Raw genomic sequence first — 21,502 nt, 5'->3', positions numbered from 1 at the left:
GTGTGACGGAGCAAAGTGCAGTAATCCATGAAACCGCCATCGTCCATCCGGATGCCAAAATAGGCAAGGGAGTCGAAATCGGCCCCTGGACCCTGATCGGCCCGGAAGTGGAAATCGGCGACGACTGCTGGATAGGTCCCCATGTGGTGATCAAGGGGCCGACCCGTATCGGCCAGCGTAATCGCATCTTCCAGTTCTGCTCCATCGGGGAAGACTGTCAGGACAAGAAATACGCCGGCGAGCGTACCGTTCTGGAGATCGGCGACGATAACGTGATCCGCGAGTCCTGCACTTTTCACCGTGGGACTTCTCAGGATGAAAGCCTGACCCGCGTCGGCAGCCGCAACTTGTTCATGGTCAACGTGCATGTGGCTCACGACTGTCGTATCGGTGACGATTGCATCTTTGCCAACAACGCCACCCTGGCTGGGCACGTGCATATCGGCTCTCATGTGATCTTCGGGGGGCATGCCGCCATTCACCAGTTTGGTCGGGTCGGCAGCCACGCCTTTATCGCCGGCTGCGCCGCCCTGAACAAGGACGTGCCGCCCTATGTGATGGCCGCCGGTCTCTATGCCAAACCCTTCGGCATCAACTCCGAAGGCCTGCGTCGCCGGGGCTTTTCCGCCGAAGGTATTTCGGCCATCAAGAAGGCCTACAAGATCATTTTCAGAAGCGGCAAAACCGTGGACGAAGTGATTCCCGAGCTGGAAGAGCTGAACAAGCAGCAGCCGGAAGTGGGCATCATGGTCGAATTCCTGAAGACCAACGAGCGCGGTATCATTCGTGCCTGAAGCCCGTCCCCTGCGTATCGGTATCGTCGCCGGTGAAGTCTCCGGCGACACCCTGGGCGCCGGCCTGATCCGCGAGCTGCGGGCGCGGCACCCCGATGCGGTGTTCGAAGGCATTGCCGGGCCGCAGATGGTGGCCGAGGGCTGCACCGCCCTGTTCGAGATGGACGAGCTGGCGGTCATGGGCCTGGTCGAGGTGCTGGGCCGGCTGCCGCGTATCCTTGCCATTCGCAGGCAGATCATCCGCCACTTCATCGACAACCCGCCGGACGTGTTTGTGGGTATCGATGCACCGGACTTCAATATCGGCGTCGAGCTGAAGTTGCGCAAGCGTGGCCTGGCCACCCTGCATTACGTCAGCCCCTCGGTGTGGGCCTGGCGCCAGAACCGTATTCACAAGATCAAGGCCGCCACCGACATGGTGCTGGCCTTTCTGCCGTTCGAAAAAGCCTTCTACGACCGCTTCGATGCCCCTTGCCGTTTCATCGGCCATACCCTGGCCGATCAGATGCCGCTGGTGCCCGACACCCTCGGCGCCCGTGAGCGATTGGGGCTCAAGCCCGACGGTCGTTACCTGGCCCTGTTGCCCGGCAGCCGTCACGCGGAAGTGACCCTGCTCAGCCCGGTGTATCTGGAAGCCTGCAAGCAGCTCAAGGTGCGTCACCCCGAGCTGGAGTTTGTGGTGCCGCTGGTCAGTGCCAAGCGCAGAGCAGAGTTTCTGGCCATCAAACAGCAGGTGGCCCCCAACCTCGACATTACCCTGGTGGAAGGCCGGGGGCGGGAGGTGATGACGGCCAGCGACGTAATACTGCTGGCCTCGGGCACCGCGACGCTGGAAGCCATGCTGGCCAAGAAGCCGATGGTGGTGGGTTACAAGTTCAAGCCGGTCAGCTACTGGCTGGCCAACAAGCTGGTGCATACCGCCTATGCTTCGCTGCCCAACCTGCTGGCGGATCAGACGCTGGTGGCGGAATTGATCCAGCACGAATGTACCCCCGGCCATATCGTGGACGAGGTCGGCAAGCTGCTGGATAACGACACCAGCGAACTGGTGGCACACTTTACCCAACTGCATAAACAGATCCGCTGCAACGCCGACGAACAGGCCGCGCTGGCGGTGCTTGAGCTGACCAGAAGATCATGTCAGAAATAGTCTATCCCCAGGGGGTGCTGGTGGCCGGCGTCGATGAGGTGGGCCGCGGCCCCCTGGTCGGTGATGTGGTGACCGCGGCGGTGATCCTGGACCCCGACAACCCTATTCCCGGCCTGGGTGACTCCAAGAAACTGAGCGAGAAAAAGCGCGAACAGCTGGCGCCGCTTATTCGTGAGCGCGCCCTGGCCTGGGCTATCGGCCGCTGTTCGCCCGCCGAAATCGATGAACTCAACATATTGCAGGCCACCATGCTGGCCATGAGCCGGGCGGTGGCGGCGCTGTCGGTCCCCCCCGGCTTCGTGTTTATCGACGGCAACCGCTGCCCCGAGCTGCCGATGCCGGCCCAGGCGGTGGTCAAGGGTGACAGCCGGGTGGCCGAGATCAGCGCCGCCTCCATTCTGGCCAAGGTGGCGCGGGATCAGGAAATGATCGCGCTGGACGCGCAACATCCCCAGTACGGTTTTGCCCGCCACAAGGGGTATCCCACCAAGGATCATCTGGCGGCGCTGGCCCAACACGGGGTGCTGCCGGAATACCGGCGCAGCTTCAAGCCGGTGGTGGCCCTGCTGGCCTCCGCCATCGCGTCGGTGGTGGAGAAATGAGTACCCCCTTCGTCCACCTGCGCATTCACTCGGATTTTTCCATGGTGGATGGGGTGGCCAAGATCGGCCCCATCAACAAGCGTGCCAGCGAGCTGGGCTACCCGGCGCTGGCGCTGACCGATCAGATGAACCTTTGCGGTCTGGTCCGCTTCTATGGCGATGCCCACGGCAAGGGGCTCAAGCCCATCGTCGGCACCGACATCTGGGTGCAGAGCGACGAGCTCGGCGAGCAGTTGTTTCGTCTCACCCTGCTGGCGATGGACAACAATGGCTATCAGAGCATTACCCGGATCATTTCCAAGGCCTACGAGCGTGGTCATGTGCAGCACCGGCCCCTGGTCGACAAGGACTGGCTGGTCGAGTTCAACGAAGGGATCATCCTGCTGTCCGGCGGCCGGGAAGGGGATGTGGGCATCGGTCTGCTCAAGGGCAACGAGGCGCTGGTCAGCCAGTGTCTGAGCTTCTATCAGCAGCATTTTGCCGACCGCTATTATCTCGAGCTGCAACGCACCGAACGGCCGGATGAAGAAAGCTACCTGCACATGGCGGTGGCCCTGGCCGAGCGCGAGAGCCTGCCGGTGGTGGCCACCAACGAGGTGGTGTTTCTCGACAAGAGCGACTTCGATGCCCACGAGATCCGGGTGGCGATTCACGACGGTTATACCCTGGACGACAAGCGCCGTCCCCGGCGCTACAGTCCCGAACAATATCTGAAAAGCCCGGCCGAAATGGCCGAGCTGTTCGCCGACATTCCCGAGGCGCTGGAAAACAGCGTGGAAATCGCCAAACGCTGCAACGTCACGGTGCGGCTGGGTGAATACTTCCTGCCCGACTTTCCCACCGGTGACATGAGCATCGAAGACTTCCTGGTCAAATGCTCACAGGAAGGGCTGGAAGACCGGCTGGCGTTTCTGTTTCCGGACCCGGCCGTACGCGCCGACAAACGGGGAGAGTACGACGAGCGACTGAAAATCGAGCTGGAAGTGATCAACCAGATGGGGTTTCCCGGTTACTTCCTGATCGTGATGGAATTCATTCAGTGGTCCAAGGATAACGGCATTCCGGTCGGGCCGGGCCGCGGCTCGGGTGCCGGCTCGCTGGTGGCCTATGCGCTCAAGATCACCGATCTGGATCCGCTCGAATTCGACCTGCTGTTCGAACGTTTCCTCAACCCGGAACGGGTGTCGATGCCCGACTTCGATATCGACTTCTGCATGGACCGACGCGACGAGGTGATCGATCACGTCGCCGAGCTGTACGGCCGCGATGCGGTCAGCCAGATCATCACCTTCGGCACCATGGCCGCCAAGGCGGTGGTACGTGACGTGGGCCGGGTACTGGGCCATCCCTACGGCTTTGTGGATCGCATTTCCAAGCTGATACCGCCGGATCCGGGCATGACCCTGGGCAAGGCCTTCGAGGTCGAGCCCAAGCTGCCCGAAATGTACGATCAGGACGAGGAAGTCAGGGCGCTGATCGACATGGCGCGCGCGCTGGAGGGGGTGACCCGCAACGCCGGCAAGCACGCCGGGGGCGTGGTCATCGCGCCGACCCGCATCACCGATTTCTCGCCGCTCTACTGCGACGAGCACGGCCGCAACCCGGTGACCCAGTTCGACAAGAACGACGTGGAATACGCCGGTCTGGTCAAGTTCGACTTCCTCGGCCTGCGCACCCTGACCATCATCGACTGGGCCCTGGGCATGATCAACCCCAGGCTTGAGAAAGAAGGCAAGCCACCGGTCGATATTGCCGCCATCCCCATCGATGACCCCGCCTCGTTCCGGCTGCTGAAGCGAGCCGAAAGTACCGCGGTATTCCAGCTCGAATCCCGGGGCATGAAAGATCTGATCAAGCGGCTGCAACCCGACTGCTTCGAAGACATGATCGCCCTGGTGGCCCTGTTCCGGCCCGGCCCGTTGCAGTCGGGCATGGTGGACAACTTCATCGACCGTAAGCACGGTCGCGAGGCGGTGTCCTACCCGGACGAAACCTGGCAGCACGAATCGCTCAAGCCCATTCTGGAACCCACCTACGGCATCATCCTCTATCAGGAGCAGGTGATGCAGATAGCCCAGGTGCTGGCGGGCTACTCCCTAGGTGGCGCCGATCTGTTGCGGCGGGCCATGGGCAAGAAAAAGCCGGAAGAGATGGCCAAGCAGCGGGCCGGCTTCGAGGCCGGCGCGGTGGCCAACGGCATCGATGGCGAACTGGCGATCAAGATCTTCGATCTGGTGGAAAAATTTGCCGGCTACGGCTTCAACAAATCCCACTCCGCCGCCTACGCGCTGGTGTCGTACCAGACCCTGTGGCTGAAAACCCATTATCCGGCCGAGTTCATGGCGGCGGTGATGACCGCCGACATGGACAACACCGACAAGGTGGTGACCCTGGTCGACGAATGTCAGCGCATGGGGCTGACCCTGCTGCCGCCGGATGTGAATTCCGGCCGCTATCGTTTCACCGTCAACGAAGCAGGCCACATCGTCTACGGCATCGGTGCCATCAAGGGCGTGGGCGAGGCGCCGATAGAATCGATTCTGGAGGCGAGGGCACAGGGCGGTCCCTTCCGGGATCTGTTCGACTTCTGCAACCGGGTCGATCTGAAGAAGCTGAACAAGCGGGTGATGGAAAAGTTGATCCTGTCCGGCGCCATGGATCGGCTGGGTCCGCACCGGGCCTCGCTGATGGCGACCCTGCCCGAGGCGATGAAGGCGGCAGAGCAGCACGCCAAGGCCGAGGCCCTGGGCCAGGGCGACATGTTCGGCGTACTGGTGGAAGAAGCGCAGACCGAGCACGCCTTCGTGGATGTGCCGGCCTGGCCCGACAACGTCTGGCTGGACGGCGAGCGCGACACTCTGGGGCTCTATCTGACCGGGCACCCGATCAACCAGTATGCGAAAGAGCTGCGTCACTATACCAGTGGCCGGCTGATAGAATTGCAGGCTACCAGCCGTGATAAAATCACCACCGCCGCCGGCCTGGTGATTGCGGCCCGGGTGATGACTACCAAGCGGGGCAACCGCATGGGCATCCTTACTCTGGATGACAGATCCGGCCGCCTGGACGTGACCCTGTTCTCGGAGGCACTGGAACGCTATGAGTCTTTGCTGGAAAAGGATAAAATCCTGGTCATCAGCGGACAGGTCAGCTTTGATGATTTTTCCGGCGGCCTTAAAATGTCGGCACGAGAAGTGCTTGATATCAGTGACGCCCGTGAGCGTTTCGCCCGTGGTCTGGTGCTGAACATCAGTCAGAGCCAGGTAGACCAGGGCTTTTTTACCCAATTGCTGGACATACTCACCCCCGTGCGGGCGGGAGTCTGTCCTGTTCGAGTGACCTATTATCGACCGGGAGCACGGGCGCAGCTTACGCTGGGAACCGAGTGGCGGGTAACCCCCACCGACCAGATGCTGGCGTCGCTGAAGCAGCTGCTGGGTCAGGATAAAGTCGAACTAATTTTTGAATAGAGGGGACCTATGAGCCACCATTTTCTGGATTTTGAACAACCCATTGCTGAGCTGCAGGCCCAGATTGAAGAACTCCGTCATGTCAGTGAGGGCGATGGCCTCGACATCGATCTGGGTGAAGAGGTCAAGCGTCTGGAAGGCAAGCGCGACGAGCTCACCAAGAAGGTATTCAACAACCTGGGGCCCTGGCAGATCTCCCAGCTGGCCCGCCATCCGCGTCGTCCCTATACCCTCGACTATCTCGAGATGATGTTCGGTGAGTTCGACGAACTGGCCGGCGATCGCGCCTATGCGGACGACAAGGCCATCGTGGGTGGTGTCGCCCGTTTCGAGGGCCGCCCGGTGATGGTGATTGGTCAGCAGAAGGGTCGCGAAACCAAGGAAAAAATCCGTCGCAACTTCGGTATGCCGCGTCCCGAAGGCTACCGCAAGGCGTTGCGGTTGATGGAAATGGCTGAACGCTTCAAGATGCCGATCCTGACCTTCATCGACACTCCCGGTGCCTATCCGGGCGTGGGTGCCGAAGAGCGGGGCCAGAGTGAAGCCATTGCCCGCAACCTGAAAGTGATGGCCGGCCTCAAGACCCCCATCATCTGCACCGTGATCGGTGAGGGCGGCTCCGGCGGTGCCCTGGCCATCGGCGTGGGCGACAGAGTCAACATGCTGCAGTATTCCACCTACTCGGTGATTTCGCCCGAAGGCTGCGCCTCCATCCTGTGGAAGAGCGCCGACAAGGCCTCGCTGGCCGCCGAAGCCATGGGCATTACCGCCCAGCGGATTCACGAGCTGAAGCTGATCGACAACGTGGTGGAAGAGCCGATGGGCGGCGCCCACAGCAATCCGCTGCAGATGGCCGAAAACCTGAAAGCGCGCCTGCTGACCGACCTGGACAACCTGGATCAGCTTGATATCGATACCCTGCTCGAACAGCGCTACCAGCGCCTGATGGGTTACGGTTACTGCTGAGTCAGCCCGGACCATTGAAATCCGGAACGGGGTCGGCGTCATTCAACGAGTAAATGACGTCGACCCTTTTTTGTTCCTGCCGATTGCGGCGGGGGATGACGATCGGTCGGGGTCTGGCGCAGGTCGCCAGCGCCATCGATGAAGACAAACTGCTTTCCCGGGCCGGCAATGCCCGGTGTCAGGCCAACGCCGAGGGCCGTAACCGGGCGTTAGCCTTGCCGGTACGCAATAACGGGCATTGAGGCCATGCACCCTGCATTGACTCCGTCCTCTTTTTCCTTTTTGATATCGCCTCAACCGATATCAAACATTTATACGGGTCCAACATGAAAAACACACTGATTGCCGCCGCCCTGTTCAGCCTGGGCCTGAGTGGCTGTGCGACCAGCAACAACGACGCGCTGCTGGGGGCCGGGCTGACGGCGCTGCAGGGATTGACCCTGAGCAAGAGCCAGTTGCAGGCCGAGGCCAGCCTGTCTGCCAAACAGATGGATGCAGAAAACAAACTGGCGCCGGCCAGTGACCCTTACAGCCAGCGCCTGAGCAGCCTGACCCGCGGCCTGACCAGCATCGATGGTACGCCACTGAATTTTCAGGTGTATCTGGACGATGAAATCAACGCCTTTGCCATGCCGGACGGTACCGTGCGGGTATATTCGGGGCTGATGGACGTGATGCAGGACGACGAGCTGATGGCGGTGATCGGTCATGAAGTCGGTCATATCAAATTCGAGCATTCCCTCAGCCGCTACAAGACGGCCTATCTGACCAGTGCTGCCCGCCAGGCCGCCACGGCGGCCGGTGGTACCGTCGGGGCCCTGGCCGCCTCCGAGTATGCGGAGATCGGCACCCAGTTTCTTGGCGCCCAGTTTTCCCAGAAAGACGAGCTGCAGTCCGACGCCTACGGGGTAGAGGTGCTGTGTCAGCTGAACATGGATCCTTACGCCGCCATGCGTGCTCAGCAAAAACTGATGCAGCACGCCGGCAGCGGCGGTGGCCTCTTCTCCAGTCATCCGGCCACCTCCAAGCGCATTGAGCTGGCCAGAGAAGCGGCGGCAAACTCCAACTGCCGGTAAGTCTTAGCGGTGAGGGGAAGGCGTGAGGGGAAATCCGTCATTTCACTCCTCCCCAACGAGCAGAGCCAATTCATGGACTTATACGCCGATTTTTGCCGACATACCGCCGGGGTGAGGCCGGGGCAATCGTTGCTGGTGGCCTTCAGCGGCGGTCTGGACTCCACCGTACTGCTGGCACTGGCCGCGCGCCTGGCCCGGGAGCGGGGACTGACGATACGGGCGGTGCATATCGCCCACGGGCTGCAACCGGCGGCGGAGTCCTGGCCGGCCCACTGTGCCAGGGTGGCGGCGACGCTGGGTATTCATTGTCAGACCATCGGCGTACAGGTCGCGCTGGGGTCCCGCATCAGTCTGGAAGCGGCGGCGCGGGAGGCGCGTTACCGGGCGCTGGCCGAGGCGATGGCGCAGGGCGAGATACTGCTGACCGGCCATCACCTCGATGATCAGGCCGAGACCCTGCTGCTGGCGCTGAAGCGCGGTGCGGGGGTGGCGGGGCTGGCGGCCATGCCCATGCACAAGAAGTTTGGGCCGGGTCAGCAGTGGCGGCCCTTGCTGACCTGCTCTCGTAAAGTGCTGGAAACGTTCGGCCGGGAGCAGGGGCTGAGCTGGGTGGAGGATCCCAGTAACGCCGCCGATGACTTTGACCGCAACTTTCTGCGCAACCGCATCCTGCCGCCGTTGCTGGCGCAGTGGCCTTCGTTCAACCGGACCGCCGCTCGCAGCGCCGAACTGTGCGCCGAGCAGATGGAACTGGCGCTGGAGCTGGCCGAGCAGGATCTCCCCGACCTGTTGAACCCGGCCGGAGGTTTGTCGGTCACCGGTTTGCAGGCGCTGAGCCGGGCCCGGCGGCATAATGTGCTGCGTCACTGGCTGCAGCAGCATCAAATTCATTGCAGCCGCAGCCAGCTGCAGGCTATCTGGCAGGAGCTGGCGCTGGCCCGAATGGATGCGGAGCCGGAAGTTCGTCTGGGCCAGCGCAGTATTCGCCGGTACCAGGGATTCCTCTATCTGCCGAGGGAGGGCGCCAGGCCCCGGCCCTTGGACAGCCTGAAAGCCGGAAAATGGCTGCATTGCGGTGTGGGCCAGCTGCGACTCAGCCCGGTGACTCGGGGCGCCGATCTCATTACCGAACTGGATCCTGGCGAATTACAGCTCGCCTTCGGGGTCGCCGGCTTGCGTGCACAACCTGCCGGCCGGGCGGGTTCTCGCCCACTTAAAAAGCTGTGGCAGGAATACGGTATCCCTCCCTGGCAGCGGCCCCATATTCCGTTATTGATGCAGGGGACCAAACTGGTTGCCGTCCCCGGGTTGTTCGTCACTCGCGACCATACTCCGGAACCGGACCAGCCCGGCTGGCAGTTGGAGTGGCTGCCTGAGTAGAAATGCCGGGGAGTACAACCCTTGGCCGACTGACAGTGGTCCTGTGCCCCTTGCCGGTGATTATCCGGTCTTCTTCAACCTCGGTTCTACGGCCAGAAAGTGGCAGACTTCTTCCAGACGGGACTGGGTGTCCTGATAACCCAGCTCAATCAGCTCGCGGCAATAATCCTGCTCGAATAACAGGAAGCTGGTCAGGCCGGTGGCGTCCCCCGCATCGACGCCAAACAGCCGCAGCAGGGCGCGAATATTGAACGGTAGTTTGTGAAAATGCTTCTGGGTCAGCACATCCAGATTTTTGCTGGGTTTCAGTACCAGGTTGTCGATATGGCGCAACGACAGCTGCGCCCGCTTGCGCTCCGGCACCATCCGAATGGTGCTGTTGATGCGCTGCAGTCGCTCTATGTCCGAGGTGAGGGCGTCGGTGAAGATGGTATCGAGCAAATGGCCGGCAATGTCGGAACTGCTGGGATCGCTTGGCAGGATACCCGATTCGGCTTCGTCTGATGCCAGGCTGATGATCAGGATACGGTTGGCACCCAGATGGATGGCCGGGCTCAGGGGGTTCAGCTGGTGAATGGAGCCGTCACCATAGTGATGATTCTGCAACTGGCAGGGCTGAAAAATAAAGGGCAGGGCACTGCTGGCCAGCAGGTGCGGCGGCGCAATAATGGCCGAGCGACCGGAGCGTCCGGCCCGGGCCCAGGGTTGATGGTAAGGTCGGCCCTGAAAGAAGGTGGTGGAGTCGCCGGTGTTATAGTTGGACGCGGTTACCGCCAGCACTTCCAGCGCCCCGTAGAGCAGGTTGTTGTCGATGCGTTGAAAGTCGATCAGCTGTTCCAGTAGCCGCTCGAGTGGTCCGTTGTCGAACAGCGGCAGGGCCATCTGGGTGGGGCGGCCGATGACGCCGAGCAGCAGACTCTTGAGCGAGTGGGTGATGATTTTTCGGGCTTGCAGCCGCAAAATCTGACCCGTATGCAAATGGCGCCAAACGTATTCCAGCTTGCGCACCCCCAGGTGAAAACAGGAGGCATAGCAGGCCAGGGCGGTGGCATTGATGGCCCCGGCCGAGGTACCGCAGAGAATGGGAAAAGGAATGGGCTGGCCACGGGGGTAGCACTCGGCAATGGCCTTGATGACTCCTACCTGATACGCCGCCCGGGCACCGCCACCGGTCAGCACCAGCGCACAGGCGTTGCTTTCATCTTGCTCCATAATTCCCCCTCCCTTTTGGCTCAGTATAAGTGCCTGGATCCCGGGCAGAAAGGAAGGAGTGAACAGGGTGTGAGCAAAGGCGGCTTTATGGTGCCCCGTACCAGATTGTCACCTCTGGCATGGAAACGCCGAGGGGCGGGGCGCAGGTGGTTTTCAGGCATAAAAAAATCCGGTGCTGAGCACCGGATTTCAAAGGATGGTGGAGGGAGCTGGATTCGAACCAGCGAAGGCTGAGCCGTCAGATTTACAGTCTGATCCCTTTGGCCACTCGGGAACCCCTCCACACTTTGTGGGGCGCATACTACCAAAAAGATGAGGCTTGTGAACCCCTGAGGGGTAATTTTTTGCTAAAAAAACCGGACTTGCTGCCGATAACCATTCAAATGCCTAATATTTGCACTTTTTATGCTGCCAGAACTTAATGCCAACCTGCTCGTCAACGACAGCCAACTCGGAGACCACCTCAATCAGGCGGTCATTGATGGCCGTCGTAGCGATTTTGGTTTGCTGCTGGCGCTGATTTCCGAAGATGCCCGGGATCTGCCGCGTATCGAGGAGCCGAAAAGTGAGCAGGGACAGCCGGACTGGCGAGCATATTTCGGGCTGCCGGAGCAAAACCCGCTCTATGCGAATGAACAGGACGGTATCAGGGCGCCGCAGTTGTCGGCGCTGGCCGGTGGCTTGCAGCAGGACAGTCTGCGCTTGTTGCTGTCGATGCGGGCCGAGCCGTTGCGGGCAAGCAACGAACTGCTGCCGCCCGAAGTCAGTGGCAACCTGAATCCACGCACCCTGGCGCGGTTGTCCGGCGAGCTGAATACCGGGCTGCCGGTACAGCCCGCGCGCATGCTGGAGGTGTTGAATGCGGTCAAGGCGATGGCCTGACCCGGCTTTCATGTGCCTGCCGGCAGCCGGCAATGGCCGGTGCCAGTAACTCCAGGGCACTGTGCTCGCAGGGTGCCAGCATGGCGTCGGATTTGTTCAGCGGGGTCACGCGATCGCCCCAGCGGATCACGCCGGCTCCCCAGGTCAGCCCGGCGCCGAAGGCCGCGGTCAGCAGCAGGGCGCCCGGTTTGATCCGGCCCTGTTCCAGCGCATCGCACAGGGCGATGGGCACGGTGGCAGCAGAGGTGTTGCCGTATTGCTCTATATTGACCATCACCTTTTCCGGTGGCAGCGCCATCTGTTTGGCCAGGGTTTCGATGATGCGAATATTGGCCTGATGGGGCAACAGCAAGTCGATATCCTGCCCGCCGACGCCAGCCTGCTTTAGCACATCGACGGCGGCATCGCCCATGCCCCTGACCGCACGCTTGAAGATCTCCTTGCCTTCGAAATTCATCTCGAACAGGCCGTCGATATGCTCGAAACGGCCACGGTCGGTCCCCGAGTCGGGGACCGCGAGAATGTGCCTGGCCTCGGCATCGCAACCGAGCTTGTCGGCAATCAGTCCCAGTGGCTGGTCGCTGGCTTCCAGCACCACGCACCGGCGCCGTCACCGAATAGCACGGCGGTATCCCGCTGGGTCCAGTCCAGGTAGTGGGTCAGTCGCTCGGCGCCAACCACCAGCACCCGCTGCATGCTGCCGGCCTTGATCAGGGCGCTGGCCACGCTCAGGCCGTAAATGAAGCCGGTGCAGGCGGCGTTGATATCGAATACCGCGGCTCGTCCTGCCGCCAGTGACTGCTGCACCGCCGAGGCGGCACTGGGGACCAGGCTGTCCGGGCTGGCGGTGGCCATGATGATGCAGTCCAGCCGGTCGGCTGTCATGCCGGCGGCAGCCAGGGCATGGCGAGCCGCCACCGTGGCCAGGGCCGAAGTACTTACATGGGAAATGCGGCGCGAGCGAATGCCGGTGCGGCTGTAAATCCAGTCATCGGAAGTATCGAGAAAGGTGCCGAGATCGTCGTTACTCAGGGCGGCGGGGGGCAGGCACTTTCCCCAGCCGGTAATATTGGCATAACGCATAACAGGCCCTGCTTTCGATTAAGGGAAACAAGGCCGATTATGCCTTGGCCATTTTGAGGTGTCATGCCCAGGCAGCTTGGCTCGAGGCGAGGAGTCGCTACCGTCGGCGAGCGCGGATTTACCCCCGTCCTTGCCGCTGCAGCCGCTGTTGCACCCAGGTGCGATAAAGCCAGGACAGGCTGGGTCTGATCAGCGGCAGTCCAATCAGCCAGGCCAGCGGCTTGAGTCGGGGGATGCGTTGCATCAGCAGAATATAGGCGTCCAGCTCGGATAACACCTCTCCGTCTGCGGTTTGTATGTGCAGCTCGCGCAATGCCTTGTAGGGATTGATACCCAGACTCAGCAGCACATCTTCCCGGCCGGTGATGTCAAACCAGTAAATATCGTCACCGTCGTCTCCGGCCCAGCGTTCATAGCGGGCCCTGTCCTTGATGCAGCCCTCGCAGCTGCCATCGTAAAACACCACCAGCTTGTGGTGGTCTTTTTTCCTGTGCATCACCAGGCCCTCCCTGACATGGTGATCCCGTCCCTGGGATCTGATGTTAAGCATAGACGGCATCAGCCAGATACCGTTGTTGCAGGTGCTGCCTGAACACGGCGGCATCCAGGGGCTGGCCACAGGCCTGGCGGATGAGGTGGTCGGTTTCCAGCAGGCTGCCATGCTGCCAGATATGCTGCTGCAGCCATTCGAACACGGTCGGCAGTTGAGTGCCAATCAACTGCTCCAGTGGTCCCTGCTGTTGCTGCATGGCCGCCGCCTGCTGGGCGGCATAGATGGCGCCCAGGGTATAGCTGGGGAAATAGCCGAAGCTGCCATCGGTCCAATGGATGTCCTGCAGGCAGCCGTCCTTGTAATTACCTTTGGTGCTCAGCCCCAGATAACGCTGCATCAGCTGATCCCAGCGCTCGGGCAGATCCCGGGCTTCCATCTTGCCCTCAATCAGGTCCCGTTCGATTTCATAGCGCAACATGATATGGGCCGGATAGGTTACTTCGTCCGCGTCTACCCGGATCAGACCGGGAGTGACCCGGGTATAAAATCTGGCCAGGTTATCCGGTGAAAAGGCCGGCTGGGCTCCGAAGTGGCGCTCCAGCAAGGGTGCGAGCCGGGCGATGAAGGCGGGATGGCGGGCCAGCTGCATCTCGAAAAACAGGCTCTGGGATTCATGTACGCCCATGGATCTGGCCTGGCCGGCCGGCAGCCGGCGCCAGCGGCCGGGCAGGCCCTGCTCATAGCGGGCATGGCCGGTTTCGTGAATGATGCCCATCAGCGCCTGGGCCACATCCTGCTCGTTATAGCGGGTAGTGAGCCGCACGTCTTCGCTGACGCCGCCGCAGAAGGGGTGGGCACTGACATCGAGCCGGCCATGTTCGAAGTCAAATCCGAGCAGCGCCATCACCTCCAGTCCCAGTGCCCGTTGCTGCTCGGTGGCGAAGGGCCCCTGAGGGAGCAGCAACGGCTCGTCACGCTGTTTGTCCTGTACCCGGGTGATCAGCCCCGGTAGCCAGCTTTTCAGATCGTCAAACAGGGTATCGAGCCGGGCGCTGCGCATGCCCGGCTCATATTGTTCCAGCAGGCTGTCGTAACGGGACAGGCCCAGCGCCTCGGCACGGGCCGAGGCGGCCTGACGAGACAGGTTGAGTACCTCTTCAAACAGCGGCAGATAACCCGCCCAGTCGTTGGCCGGACGCAGGCTGCGCCAGGCGTGTTCGCAGCGCGAACCGGCCAGCGACATGGCGCGTACCAGATCGGCCGGCAGCAGGGTGGCATCACGCCACTGGCGGCGCATTTCGGCCAGGCTGACGCTGTGTTCCCGATCCAGCGATTCCTGCCCGGCGGCGTCAAACCAGTCGGACAACCGCGGGTCCTGCAGTTGCTGGTGGCACAGCACCGCCAGGGTGCTCAGGGCTTCGGCTCGGGCTTCGTTGCCGCCGGCCGGCATCATGGTGGCCTGATCCCAGCCACAGATGGCGCCAAGGTGTTGCAGATGATGCAGTTGTTCGAAGTGCTGACTCAGGGCGGTATAAGACATGGACGCTTCCTTGAATGAATGGCGCGACGGGGCGGCCAGCGGCCGGTATGGGTCAACCGAAAAGCACGGCCATGGCAAACTGCAGATCCGACAGCGCAGGGGTCTGAATAGCCGCAGTATAAGCAAGTTGAACAGCAAGAGGAAACGACAGACCCGAGGGAGGAGGTGAGGGCCTGTCGTTATTGAGGAGGGACGCCGAAGAAGGAGCCGGTGTCGTTCGGTTACTCGTCGGGACCGGCTTTGCTGACTTTGTAAATAAAGTAGCCGGCATAAAAACTGAGCAGCAGGGTCGTGGCAATAATCACCAGCATGGACATCAAGCCGACAGCGCTCCCGAACATCAAATCAAGCCAGAATGTCATAGGTTGTCTCCTTTCGTATGCGTTATGGAGGCATCTTAGCGAGACGGCCCGTGGCCATGCTGATCCCGATCAATAAAGCGGCGTATCCTCAATTTTATTGAGGGTATAACCGTCTCGCTCCAGCAACCGGATCAGGCCATGCTCGCCGTACAGGTGCAGGGCGCCCACCACCAGCAAGGCTTTTTGCGGAGCCTGGTTTTTCAAATGCTCCAGCCACAACCGGTTGCGGGACAGCAGCAGGTCCTGTTCGATAAAGCGGTTCAGGGGTGGGGATTGCTCGGTGCGCAACAGGCTCAGCAAGGCCTGCTCGTCACCGGCCTGCCAGGTGGCCAGCAATTGATCGAGATGCTGTTGCAGGTCGTCGAGCTCATCCAGAGTATGGCGCACAAAGTCTGCTTCCAGTTGCCGTTCGGGCAGGGAGGCCAGCAGGCCGAACACCAGGCCGGGCGACTCCAGCCCCAGTACCGGAATATGCTGTTGCCTGGCCAGCTCCATCATCTGCATATCGACGCCCCGGGCACTGGCAAAGCCGAGGCGTTGGGCCCGGGCCTGGGTCAGCTGCAGGACGGCAAACCAGGGCGGCAGCGGTTTCAGTGGCGATAGGGCCATGTCGTCGATGGCCTGCTCGAGTTCATCGGCCAGAGGGGCACCCAGCCGGGAATGCCAGCTGTCACCGGGTGGCATACTCAGAAAAGGGGCCAGGGTGGCCGGCGAAATGGTGCCCGGATCGACTTCCAGAAACAGTTGTTCGCTTTGTTGCAGGGAATGCAGCAGCGCCGGTGGCAGAGAGCTCAGGCGCTGGTCGGCAAGATGAATGGAGCCAAACAGCCACAGCTGTTGCCCCGCCTTGGTTGCCGACCATAGCGCGGGTGCCGCCAGGCTGTGACTGCACCAGAGCCACAAGACTAAAAAAGGTAATATTTTCATAAGCCCCCACTGTTTTGTTGCCCGGCTTTGACTATGATGCCGGAATTGCCATTTATCCTGAAGAAAGGAACTCATCATGCCCCATTTACGCTTTCGCGGCCTGCCCCGGGAAACGGTCAAACAGATCAGTAAACCGCTGGTCGCCACCCTGTCCCCACTGGTCGCCAGTCCGGCGGATCAATTTACCCTGGAATTCATTCCCTCCGAGTTTGTGCATCAGGGGCAGGTCGTCGGCGGTTACCCTATTGTAGAGGTACTCTGGCTTGAGCGTCCGTTGGAGATACAGGACAAGGTGGCAGAGCAGATAACGATGGCACTGCGGGCGCAGGTGGGCGCCGCGCAGGATATCTGTGTGATGTTCACCTGGCTGAATGGTCGTCAGTACTATGAAAACGGCAGCCACTTCGGCTGAAGGCTCAGCCTCCGGCCTTGAGTAACAGCCGGTCCAGGGCCCGGGCACTGAGCAGGCGGCGCAGCCAGCCCATCATCACGGTAGGCCGGGTCACCGGATAGCGGATTCTGGGCCGTCGGCTGTCAAGGGCATGCAGCAGCGGCGCCATGCAGGCCTGTGGCTCCAGGCTGTAGCGGGAGCTGGGCCCCGGCCGTTGCAGCCTGGCAAGGGTTTGCCGGTAGCCTTGCCGGTGACGGCTGTGTTCGGCATCGATATGGCGTAAAAAAGCCGTTTCGGCGTTGGCCCGGAAACGGGTCTCGATGGGGCCGGGCTCCAGCAGGCTGACATGCACCCCGCTGCCGGCAAGCTCCAGGCGCAGGGTGTCGGTATAGCCTTCCAGCGCAAACTTGGAGGCGTTATAGGCGCCCCGGAATGGCATGGCCACCAGCCCCAGTACCGAGCTGTTCTGAATGATGCGACCTTCGCCGGCCTTCAGCATGACGGGCAGAATCAACCGGGTAAGGTGATGGGTGCCGAACAGGTTGGTGTTGAACTGCTCGCGCAGGGCAGTGGTCGGCAGATCTTCCAGCGCTCCGGGCTGGCCGTAGGCGCCGTTGTTGAACAGGCCATAGAGAGTGCCGCCGGTCAGCGCCAGCGTCTGCTCCACCGCCGCCTCGATACTGGCTTCATCGGCGAGATCCAGCTGCACCGCGTCCAGTCCCTGTTGTGTCAGTGCGGCCACATCGTCGACTTGTCGGGCCGACGCGATAACCCGGAAGCCTTGCTGCTGGAGAAAGTGGGCCGCGGTATGGCCAATGCCGGAAGAACAGCCGGTGATCAGAACGTTTTTGGACATGAATGACACCCGAGTAACGAAATGGTTACTCTGCCTGTTGTCGCCGAATGCTGCAAGAAGGGGAAATACTTGGAATGGCGCCCCCACCAGGACTCGAACCTGGATCGGCCGCTTAGGAGGCGGCTGCTCTATCCTGTTGAGCTATGGGAGCACGGGCGTGAGTATATATAACTCGCGCCCGAATGAGAACCCGCTCCGAAACAAGTGCGTATAAAACCGGCAGTCACATTATTTGACGCTGGTCAGCATGTCGCCCGGGCTGATCCTGATCTGGCGGGCAACCGCATCGGCGGGGGTCAGCAGGCTGTAATCGGTGTGGCTCTGCTGGACCACAAACTGGGCCTGGGAAGAGGTCTCGCTGTAGTAGCCGGGCTGCAGCTGGCGGCGGTGAATAAGGGTAAAACGATCGCCGGGCTGAATGCCGGCCTGGCGGCCCAGATCCATCAGGATGCCTTCTTCGGATTGCTGCAGGATATGGCCGATGGCCTTCATGCACGACTGGGCGTTGATCACATCACGGGCGACGCGTTTCAGCAGTTGATCGGCCGACTGGCCGTAAGCCGATTGCCAGAAGCCCTGTTCATGCACCCGCACCTTGGCGTGCTTGTCGAACGACCAGGGCGAGGTGGCCTGATAGTGCTGTTGCAGCAGGCGTTCACCGGTCAGGCTGTCTTCCAGGGTCACCGACAGGCCAAACTGGCGGGGCAGTTCGGAGAAGCGCCATTCCATCCAGTTGCCCTCGGCCATGCTGATATCGTCGATCACCCCGCTTAACAGCAGTCGGGATTGCTGCTGCTGAGCCAGCACATCGCTGCCCTGGCGCAGGCCGGGGCTGCGAGGCAAACGAGAATCCGTGGTCAGCTGATGAGGCAGCTGTGTCATCAAATTGACGCTGGTCGCCAGGTGCTGAGCCAATCGGGCGGTGACCGCCGTGCCCAGTTCAAAAATCTGGCCGATGCTGCCCTGTTCGGGCCGCAACAGCGGAAAGGCGCTCAGGGTCAGGCCGGGACGATAGCGGCCGGTACACTGGGGCTGCACCCGCTCATTGGGCCAGATATCTGCTCTCAGGGTCAGCCACAGGCGGCCCTGCGAACGGCGTTCGTCGAGAATAACGTAGTCCATCAGTTCACCCTGGGCGGCAATATCCAGCCGCTGGCCGGACAGGGTGCCATCGGTCACCGATTGCACCGTGGTCAGGGAGGCGCCGGCCTGCAACAGGGCATCGGTCAGTGCCTGCTCCAGCGCCTGCTGGCGGGCGGTTTCCGCGCCCAGGCCGAGGGGGGCCGAGCCTTCGGCCTGATACCAGTCGGCCTGGGCCGCCAGTGGCAGCAGCAGAAATAATGAAGGTAGAAGGGCTTTTATCGACACGGGGCATCCTGTGTGAACACGGCGGCCAGATAAAATGATAGCCGCGGCCAATTATTGGCAGGATTTATGCAAAAACCTTGCCTGGTATGGTAATAACGTCGTGACCAGGCGGACAACGCCGAAAATGCCGTGCCGTCTTTCCCGGCACGGTTCATCGTCGTTTTGCCGTCGACAGGGTAAAGTTTTTCGGCCCGTGGCCGATAACTGTTTGTATTTCATTTGATTTGGTGGGAGTCGGTGCATGAATAGAGCCTTTTTCCTTGTTGCCGTGCTGGGCCTGACGGCTTGTTCGGGAACGAGGGAGTCGCAGTTTGATGATCGGCATCATTACCTGCCCCATGATCACGCGTCCCACTATATCAATCGCGAGCCGCCGGGAGCCTCGCCACAGCCGCAGGCATCACCCCGGCACAGCCAGGACGGCGTGCCCATGCGCATGAGCGCCGGCACCCGCAGCGCCTATCTGCCTGCCGCCGGGCCTTCGATGGTGGGAGGGCAGACCCAGTTGCAGCAGCATATGTCGGCGCTGGCTTACCGGCTGGTGTCCAGCGCCCATCAGCTGGACAGTCAGTCCGGCATTGCCGTCAGCGGCTTTGTCGATCAGCAGGACTATCATACCCAGGATGACTTCGGCCGCCTGCTGTCGGAAAGCATGATGTTTCAGCTCAATCAGTACGGCCTGCGGGTGGTCGATTTCAAGACACTGCCTTTTATTCGCATTACCCCCCAGGGGGATATCAGCACCAGCCGGGACTACCGCCAGTTGAGCTCACGCCTCGGCGCCCGTTATCTGTTGCATGGCACCGTCAGTGAAACCACGGGCGGGCGCCTGGTCAATGCGCGGCTGGTATCGATGGGGGACAACAGTCTGGTGGCCAGCGCCCAGCAGTTCATTCCCGAATATCTGGTGGCGGGGATGCTCAAGGCGCAGGGCCCTCAGGTCATCATGACCCCGGAACAAAGGAGCCGCTATGCGAAATAATCTCTGGGCCTGGCTGTTGCTGGCGTTGGCTGGCTGCAGCGCCGGCCAGTCCGGTTCGGCCAAAAATCACCTTTATGCGGTGGGTTACGCCCCCATCAGCCTGCAGCGCCCCGCCGATTATCAGCAGAAACTGCTGCATGCCATGCGGGCCTCGAAGATGGATGCCTATCGTGAACTGACCGAGCAGCTGGGAGGGGTGATGACCTCGAGCTCCAGCACCATGAACAGCCATGTGCTGCAGGATGGCACCGTCAGTAACAGCAGTCGGGGGGTGGTAAGGGGGGCCCGGGTCGTCAACAGTTACCCGGATGGCGACATGTACGTCACCGAACTGGAGCTGAACCTGGATACCTACAACAAGCTGCGGGGCGGGCTCAGACCTTGAAGCCCACGCCTTTGTTGATGCCTCTGGTGTGGCCCTTCTGGTCGTAGGTCATGCTCTGGCGCTCGTGCAGCCGGCTCAGAATATTGCTCAGCTGGCGAATGCCGTTGAGAGATTGTTCCAGCAGTTGTTCGGTCACCTGATTCTGCTCCTGGCATTGCTGCAACAGGTGGCGTAGCGCCGCAACCTGTTCGCGGTAATCGCCCTTCAGCCGTTCCCGTTCGGGATGGCCGGCCAGCTCGGCATCGGTAGCCTGGATCTCGCGCAACAGCGTCTGTTTGCGCTCGGTCAGCGGGGGCAGTTCCAGCGCCTGGCGTCTGACAATCAGGTCGAGCTCCTGGCCGGTAATATCCAGCAGCAGCTCGAGTTGTGATTTTTGATGGTTCAGCAGCACATCAAGGGACATGTCAGATACTCTCTAAATCCTGTTCAAAGCGGGAGATACTGGCCGCCAGTCGCTCGCTGTCCACCCGATAGCTGCCGTCGTTGATGGCTTGCTTGAGCGCGTCCAGCCGTGCACTGTTGTCCGGCGCAGGGGCGGTGGCGAGCGACTGCTGCACCTGGCTGAGGCGCCTGGCTGAGGGGTCAGGATCACCGCATCCTGACCGACCGGCGTCGAATGGCTGCCGGCAGTGGCATCGGTACTGGCCGGTGACTTGTATTTGTTGCTGCCGGTCAACGGCGAGCTGTTGCCGAGACCGGGGGGGAGTTTATCGATCGCCATGATGCTCAAATCCTGATGTTGCTGCTGCGTAAAGGGAGTATCGGCCTTGCTGGCCATAACTTTAGCAGAATTTACAGCCTGACCTGCACCTGACCGGCGGCCGTCACCCGTGCGGTAATTTCACGCCCGGAGTTGATATTACGCACCCGAATGCTGTCGTTGAAGGCGCCGTCTTCCTGAGCCAGCCCTTCGGTCTTGAGCATCAGGCCGCCCGATTGCGCCACAATGGCCACCTTGTCTCCCTTGCACACCACGCACAACTGGCTGCTGCGAATGGGCTGGCCCGGGCGCAGATCCCGCTTGTTGCGGGTACCGATCAGCTCACCCGGGTCGCTGAACACATCACCGCGCAGCAACACCTCGTCCTGATAATCTACCGTCAGGTGCCGGGCCTGCAACAGGGTATTGCGCGCGACGGGATCGGCGGCGGTCACCACCGGTTTCAGCACTTTTATCCGCACCGGCACAAACAGCTCCCAGCCGGGCTGTTCGTGGCACTGCAGGTAAACATGGGTATTACGCCGCACCTCGCCGTCACCACGAATATCGGCGGTCAGTTTGCCCAGGCATTCGGTCAGCTGCAGTCGGGTATCGATGCTGACGGCATTCACCTCCAGGCGGTCACCTGGCTGCAGGGCAACCAGATCCCGCACATGGTCCTCGGCATAGCGGCGGATGTCGTCATGCACCGCGCCCAGCGCCAGAGTCGGCAGCAGCGTCGCGACCAGCAGCCAGAGCAAATAGCCGGCGCTGGCCAGCGAATGTCGGCCTAACCCGGATGAAATGTGTGGGGAAATTATCTTAAGCATTACTACCTCATGGCCGATAAAGCACGTAAGCTGGCCGCAGTTGGCGCCTTCCT

Annotated in this window: 22 protein-coding genes, 2 tRNA genes and 1 pseudogene; 12 read left to right on the top strand and 13 right to left on the bottom strand. The window is 61.4% G+C overall.

What is annotated here, in order from left to right:
• The first annotated feature begins 2 nt into the window (after nt 1-2).
• The 8 genes from lpxA to tilS all read left to right on the top strand — a co-directional run bounded on the left by lpxA (nt 3) and on the right by tilS (nt 9,438).
• Entirely contained in the window at nt 3-794 is a 792-nt protein-coding gene (gene lpxA / locus BFR47_RS12510; protein ID WP_071473371.1) for an acyl-ACP--UDP-N-acetylglucosamine O-acyltransferase, read from the top strand.
• Nucleotides 787-1,944, top strand: coding sequence for a lipid-A-disaccharide synthase (lpxB, locus tag BFR47_RS12505; RefSeq protein WP_071473370.1), 1,158 nt, complete (start codon nt 787-789; stop codon nt 1,942-1,944). The genes lpxA and lpxB overlap by 8 nt, the downstream gene beginning before the upstream one ends.
• On the top strand, nt 1,932-2,546 hold the full coding sequence (rnhB, locus tag BFR47_RS12500; RefSeq protein ID WP_071473369.1) for a ribonuclease HII: 615 nt from the start codon (nt 1,932-1,934) through the stop codon (nt 2,544-2,546). The genes lpxB and rnhB overlap by 13 nt, the downstream gene beginning before the upstream one ends.
• Nucleotides 2,543-6,016, top strand: coding sequence for a DNA polymerase III subunit alpha (gene dnaE / locus BFR47_RS12495; RefSeq protein WP_071473368.1), 3,474 nt, complete (start codon nt 2,543-2,545; stop codon nt 6,014-6,016). The genes rnhB and dnaE overlap by 4 nt, the downstream gene beginning before the upstream one ends.
• Before the next feature lie 9 nt (nt 6,017-6,025).
• Nucleotides 6,026-6,982, top strand: coding sequence for an acetyl-CoA carboxylase carboxyl transferase subunit alpha (accA, locus tag BFR47_RS12490; protein WP_071473367.1), 957 nt, complete (start codon nt 6,026-6,028; stop codon nt 6,980-6,982).
• Between the two features lie 95 nt (nt 6,983-7,077).
• Nucleotides 7,078-7,224 carry a hypothetical protein gene (locus BFR47_RS18040; protein ID WP_175514107.1) on the top strand — a complete coding sequence of 49 codons (147 nt, stop codon included), beginning with the start codon at nt 7,078-7,080 and terminating at the stop codon, nt 7,222-7,224.
• 84 nt (nt 7,225-7,308) lie between these two features.
• Nucleotides 7,309-8,058, top strand: a complete 750-nt coding sequence (locus BFR47_RS12485) for a M48 family metallopeptidase (protein ID WP_071473366.1) — start codon at nt 7,309-7,311, stop codon at nt 8,056-8,058.
• A 72-nt stretch (nt 8,059-8,130) separates the two neighbouring features.
• Nucleotides 8,131-9,438: a tRNA lysidine(34) synthetase TilS gene (gene tilS, locus BFR47_RS12480; protein ID WP_071473365.1), complete on the top strand. Its 1,308-nt coding sequence runs from the start codon at nt 8,131-8,133 to the stop codon at nt 9,436-9,438.
• A 60-nt stretch (nt 9,439-9,498) separates the two neighbouring features.
• On the opposite strand, the gene BFR47_RS12475 is transcribed toward tilS, so the two are convergent.
• Together BFR47_RS12475 and BFR47_RS12470 are read right to left on the bottom strand one after the other, a co-directional pair.
• Nucleotides 9,499-10,650 carry a patatin-like phospholipase family protein gene (locus tag BFR47_RS12475; protein WP_071473364.1) on the bottom strand — a complete coding sequence of 384 codons (1,152 nt, stop codon included), beginning with the start codon at nt 10,648-10,650 and terminating at the stop codon, nt 9,499-9,501.
• 197 nt (nt 10,651-10,847) lie between these two features.
• Nucleotides 10,848-10,932, bottom strand: a tRNA-Tyr gene (locus BFR47_RS12470).
• A 123-nt stretch (nt 10,933-11,055) separates the two neighbouring features.
• On the opposite strand from BFR47_RS12470, the gene BFR47_RS12465 reads away from it, so the two are divergent.
• On the top strand, nt 11,056-11,532 hold the full coding sequence (locus tag BFR47_RS12465) for a VC2046/SO_2500 family protein (RefSeq protein ID WP_071473363.1): 477 nt from the start codon (nt 11,056-11,058) through the stop codon (nt 11,530-11,532).
• Here the strand turns inward: BFR47_RS12465 and BFR47_RS12460 are convergent.
• The 5 genes and pseudogenes from BFR47_RS12460 to BFR47_RS12440 form a co-directional block, all read right to left on the bottom strand.
• Nucleotides 11,516-12,615, bottom strand: a pseudogene (locus tag BFR47_RS12460) (beta-ketoacyl-ACP synthase 3). The gene BFR47_RS12465 and the pseudogene BFR47_RS12460 overlap by 17 nt on opposite strands.
• A 118-nt stretch (nt 12,616-12,733) precedes the next feature.
• Nucleotides 12,734-13,111 (bottom strand): thiol-disulfide oxidoreductase DCC family protein, encoded by a 378-nt coding sequence (locus BFR47_RS12455; RefSeq protein WP_071473362.1) that lies wholly within the window; start codon nt 13,109-13,111, stop codon nt 12,734-12,736.
• A gap of 46 nt (nt 13,112-13,157) precedes the next feature.
• Nucleotides 13,158-14,648 (bottom strand): carboxypeptidase M32, encoded by a 1,491-nt coding sequence (locus BFR47_RS12450; RefSeq protein ID WP_071473361.1) that lies wholly within the window; start codon nt 14,646-14,648, stop codon nt 13,158-13,160.
• 221 nt (nt 14,649-14,869) lie between these two features.
• The gene (locus BFR47_RS12445) at nt 14,870-15,010 is read right to left on the bottom strand and encodes a DUF3149 domain-containing protein (RefSeq protein WP_071473360.1); all 141 of its coding nucleotides are present in this window, start codon (nt 15,008-15,010) and stop codon (nt 14,870-14,872) included.
• Between the two features lie 69 nt (nt 15,011-15,079).
• The gene (locus tag BFR47_RS12440) at nt 15,080-15,937 is read right to left on the bottom strand and encodes a TraB/GumN family protein (RefSeq protein ID WP_071473359.1); all 858 of its coding nucleotides are present in this window, start codon (nt 15,935-15,937) and stop codon (nt 15,080-15,082) included.
• A 76-nt stretch (nt 15,938-16,013) separates the two neighbouring features.
• Here BFR47_RS12440 and BFR47_RS12435 point away from each other — a divergent pair, with 76 nt between their 5' ends.
• Nucleotides 16,014-16,349 carry a DUF1904 family protein gene (locus BFR47_RS12435; RefSeq protein WP_071473358.1) on the top strand — a complete coding sequence of 112 codons (336 nt, stop codon included), beginning with the start codon at nt 16,014-16,016 and terminating at the stop codon, nt 16,347-16,349.
• Nucleotides 16,350-16,353: 4 nt separating this feature from the next.
• Here BFR47_RS12435 and BFR47_RS12430 read toward each other — a convergent pair whose 3' ends face one another.
• From BFR47_RS12430 to BFR47_RS12420, 3 genes are all read right to left on the bottom strand, one after another.
• Entirely contained in the window at nt 16,354-17,184 is an 831-nt protein-coding gene (locus BFR47_RS12430; RefSeq protein WP_071473357.1) for an SDR family oxidoreductase, read from the bottom strand.
• Nucleotides 17,185-17,259: 75 nt separating this feature from the next.
• A tRNA-Arg gene (locus BFR47_RS12425) sits at nt 17,260-17,335 on the bottom strand.
• A gap of 77 nt (nt 17,336-17,412) precedes the next feature.
• A complete protein-coding gene (locus BFR47_RS12420; protein WP_245748917.1) occupies nt 17,413-18,552 on the bottom strand; it encodes a flagellar assembly protein T N-terminal domain-containing protein in 1,140 nt (379 codons plus the stop codon).
• Between the two features lie 241 nt (nt 18,553-18,793).
• Here BFR47_RS12420 and BFR47_RS12415 point away from each other — a divergent pair, with 241 nt between their 5' ends.
• Together BFR47_RS12415 and BFR47_RS12410 are read left to right on the top strand one after the other, a co-directional pair.
• Nucleotides 18,794-19,534: a FlgO family outer membrane protein gene (locus tag BFR47_RS12415; RefSeq protein WP_071473356.1), complete on the top strand. Its 741-nt coding sequence runs from the start codon at nt 18,794-18,796 to the stop codon at nt 19,532-19,534.
• Entirely contained in the window at nt 19,524-19,919 is a 396-nt protein-coding gene (locus BFR47_RS12410; protein ID WP_071473355.1) for an LPP20 family lipoprotein, read from the top strand. The genes BFR47_RS12415 and BFR47_RS12410 overlap by 11 nt, the downstream gene beginning before the upstream one ends.
• Here the strand turns inward: BFR47_RS12410 and BFR47_RS12405 are convergent.
• The 3 genes from BFR47_RS12405 to flgA form a co-directional block, all read right to left on the bottom strand.
• Nucleotides 19,909-20,322, bottom strand: coding sequence for a flagella synthesis protein FlgN (locus BFR47_RS12405; RefSeq protein WP_071473354.1), 414 nt, complete (start codon nt 20,320-20,322; stop codon nt 19,909-19,911). The two genes, BFR47_RS12410 and BFR47_RS12405, sit on opposite strands and share 11 nt — an antisense overlap.
• A gap of 1 nt (nt 20,323) precedes the next feature.
• Nucleotides 20,324-20,476, bottom strand: a complete 153-nt coding sequence (locus BFR47_RS18740) for a flagellar biosynthesis anti-sigma factor FlgM (RefSeq protein WP_245748916.1) — start codon at nt 20,474-20,476, stop codon at nt 20,324-20,326.
• Nucleotides 20,477-20,711: 235 nt separating this feature from the next.
• The gene (gene flgA, locus BFR47_RS12400) at nt 20,712-21,449 is read right to left on the bottom strand and encodes a flagellar basal body P-ring formation chaperone FlgA (RefSeq protein WP_083399119.1); all 738 of its coding nucleotides are present in this window, start codon (nt 21,447-21,449) and stop codon (nt 20,712-20,714) included.
• Nucleotides 21,450-21,502: the final 53 nt, after the last annotated feature.

Source organism: Oceanisphaera psychrotolerans (genome assembly GCF_001870485.1).
Classification (GTDB): domain Bacteria; phylum Pseudomonadota; class Gammaproteobacteria; order Enterobacterales; family Aeromonadaceae; genus Oceanimonas; species Oceanimonas psychrotolerans.
The sequence above is the reverse complement of the archived record's forward strand: the minus strand, read 5'-3'. Positions and strand labels throughout refer to the sequence as shown.

Excerpts from the sequence above, each read along its gene's own strand:
- BFR47_RS12465 (WP_071473363.1), top strand. The coding sequence starts at position 11,056 with ATGCTGCCAGAACTTAATGCCAACCTGCTCGTCAACGACAGCCAACTC.
- BFR47_RS12440 (WP_071473359.1), bottom strand. The coding sequence starts at position 15,937 with ATGAAAATATTACCTTTTTTAGTCTTGTGGCTCTGGTGCAGTCACAGC.
- accA (WP_071473367.1), top strand. The coding sequence starts at position 6,026 with ATGAGCCACCATTTTCTGGATTTTGAACAACCCATTGCTGAGCTGCAG.
- BFR47_RS12415 (WP_071473356.1), top strand. The coding sequence starts at position 18,794 with ATGAATAGAGCCTTTTTCCTTGTTGCCGTGCTGGGCCTGACGGCTTGT.
- BFR47_RS12445 (WP_071473360.1), bottom strand. The coding sequence starts at position 15,010 with ATGACATTCTGGCTTGATTTGATGTTCGGGAGCGCTGTCGGCTTGATG.
- flgA (WP_083399119.1), bottom strand. The coding sequence starts at position 21,449 with ATGCTTAAGATAATTTCCCCACACATTTCATCCGGGTTAGGCCGACAT.
- BFR47_RS12430 (WP_071473357.1), bottom strand. The coding sequence starts at position 17,184 with ATGTCCAAAAACGTTCTGATCACCGGCTGTTCTTCCGGCATTGGCCAT.
- BFR47_RS12410 (WP_071473355.1), top strand. The coding sequence starts at position 19,524 with ATGCGAAATAATCTCTGGGCCTGGCTGTTGCTGGCGTTGGCTGGCTGC.
- tilS (WP_071473365.1), top strand. The coding sequence starts at position 8,131 with ATGGACTTATACGCCGATTTTTGCCGACATACCGCCGGGGTGAGGCCG.
- rnhB (WP_071473369.1), top strand. The coding sequence starts at position 1,932 with ATGTCAGAAATAGTCTATCCCCAGGGGGTGCTGGTGGCCGGCGTCGAT.
- BFR47_RS12435 (WP_071473358.1), top strand. The coding sequence starts at position 16,014 with ATGCCCCATTTACGCTTTCGCGGCCTGCCCCGGGAAACGGTCAAACAG.
- BFR47_RS12405 (WP_071473354.1), bottom strand. The coding sequence starts at position 20,322 with ATGTCCCTTGATGTGCTGCTGAACCATCAAAAATCACAACTCGAGCTG.
- BFR47_RS12485 (WP_071473366.1), top strand. The coding sequence starts at position 7,309 with ATGAAAAACACACTGATTGCCGCCGCCCTGTTCAGCCTGGGCCTGAGT.
- dnaE (WP_071473368.1), top strand. The coding sequence starts at position 2,543 with ATGAGTACCCCCTTCGTCCACCTGCGCATTCACTCGGATTTTTCCATG.
- BFR47_RS12475 (WP_071473364.1), bottom strand. The coding sequence starts at position 10,650 with ATGGAGCAAGATGAAAGCAACGCCTGTGCGCTGGTGCTGACCGGTGGC.
- BFR47_RS12450 (WP_071473361.1), bottom strand. The coding sequence starts at position 14,648 with ATGTCTTATACCGCCCTGAGTCAGCACTTCGAACAACTGCATCATCTG.
- BFR47_RS12455 (WP_071473362.1), bottom strand. The coding sequence starts at position 13,111 with ATGCACAGGAAAAAAGACCACCACAAGCTGGTGGTGTTTTACGATGGC.
- BFR47_RS18040 (WP_175514107.1), top strand. The coding sequence starts at position 7,078 with ATGACGATCGGTCGGGGTCTGGCGCAGGTCGCCAGCGCCATCGATGAA.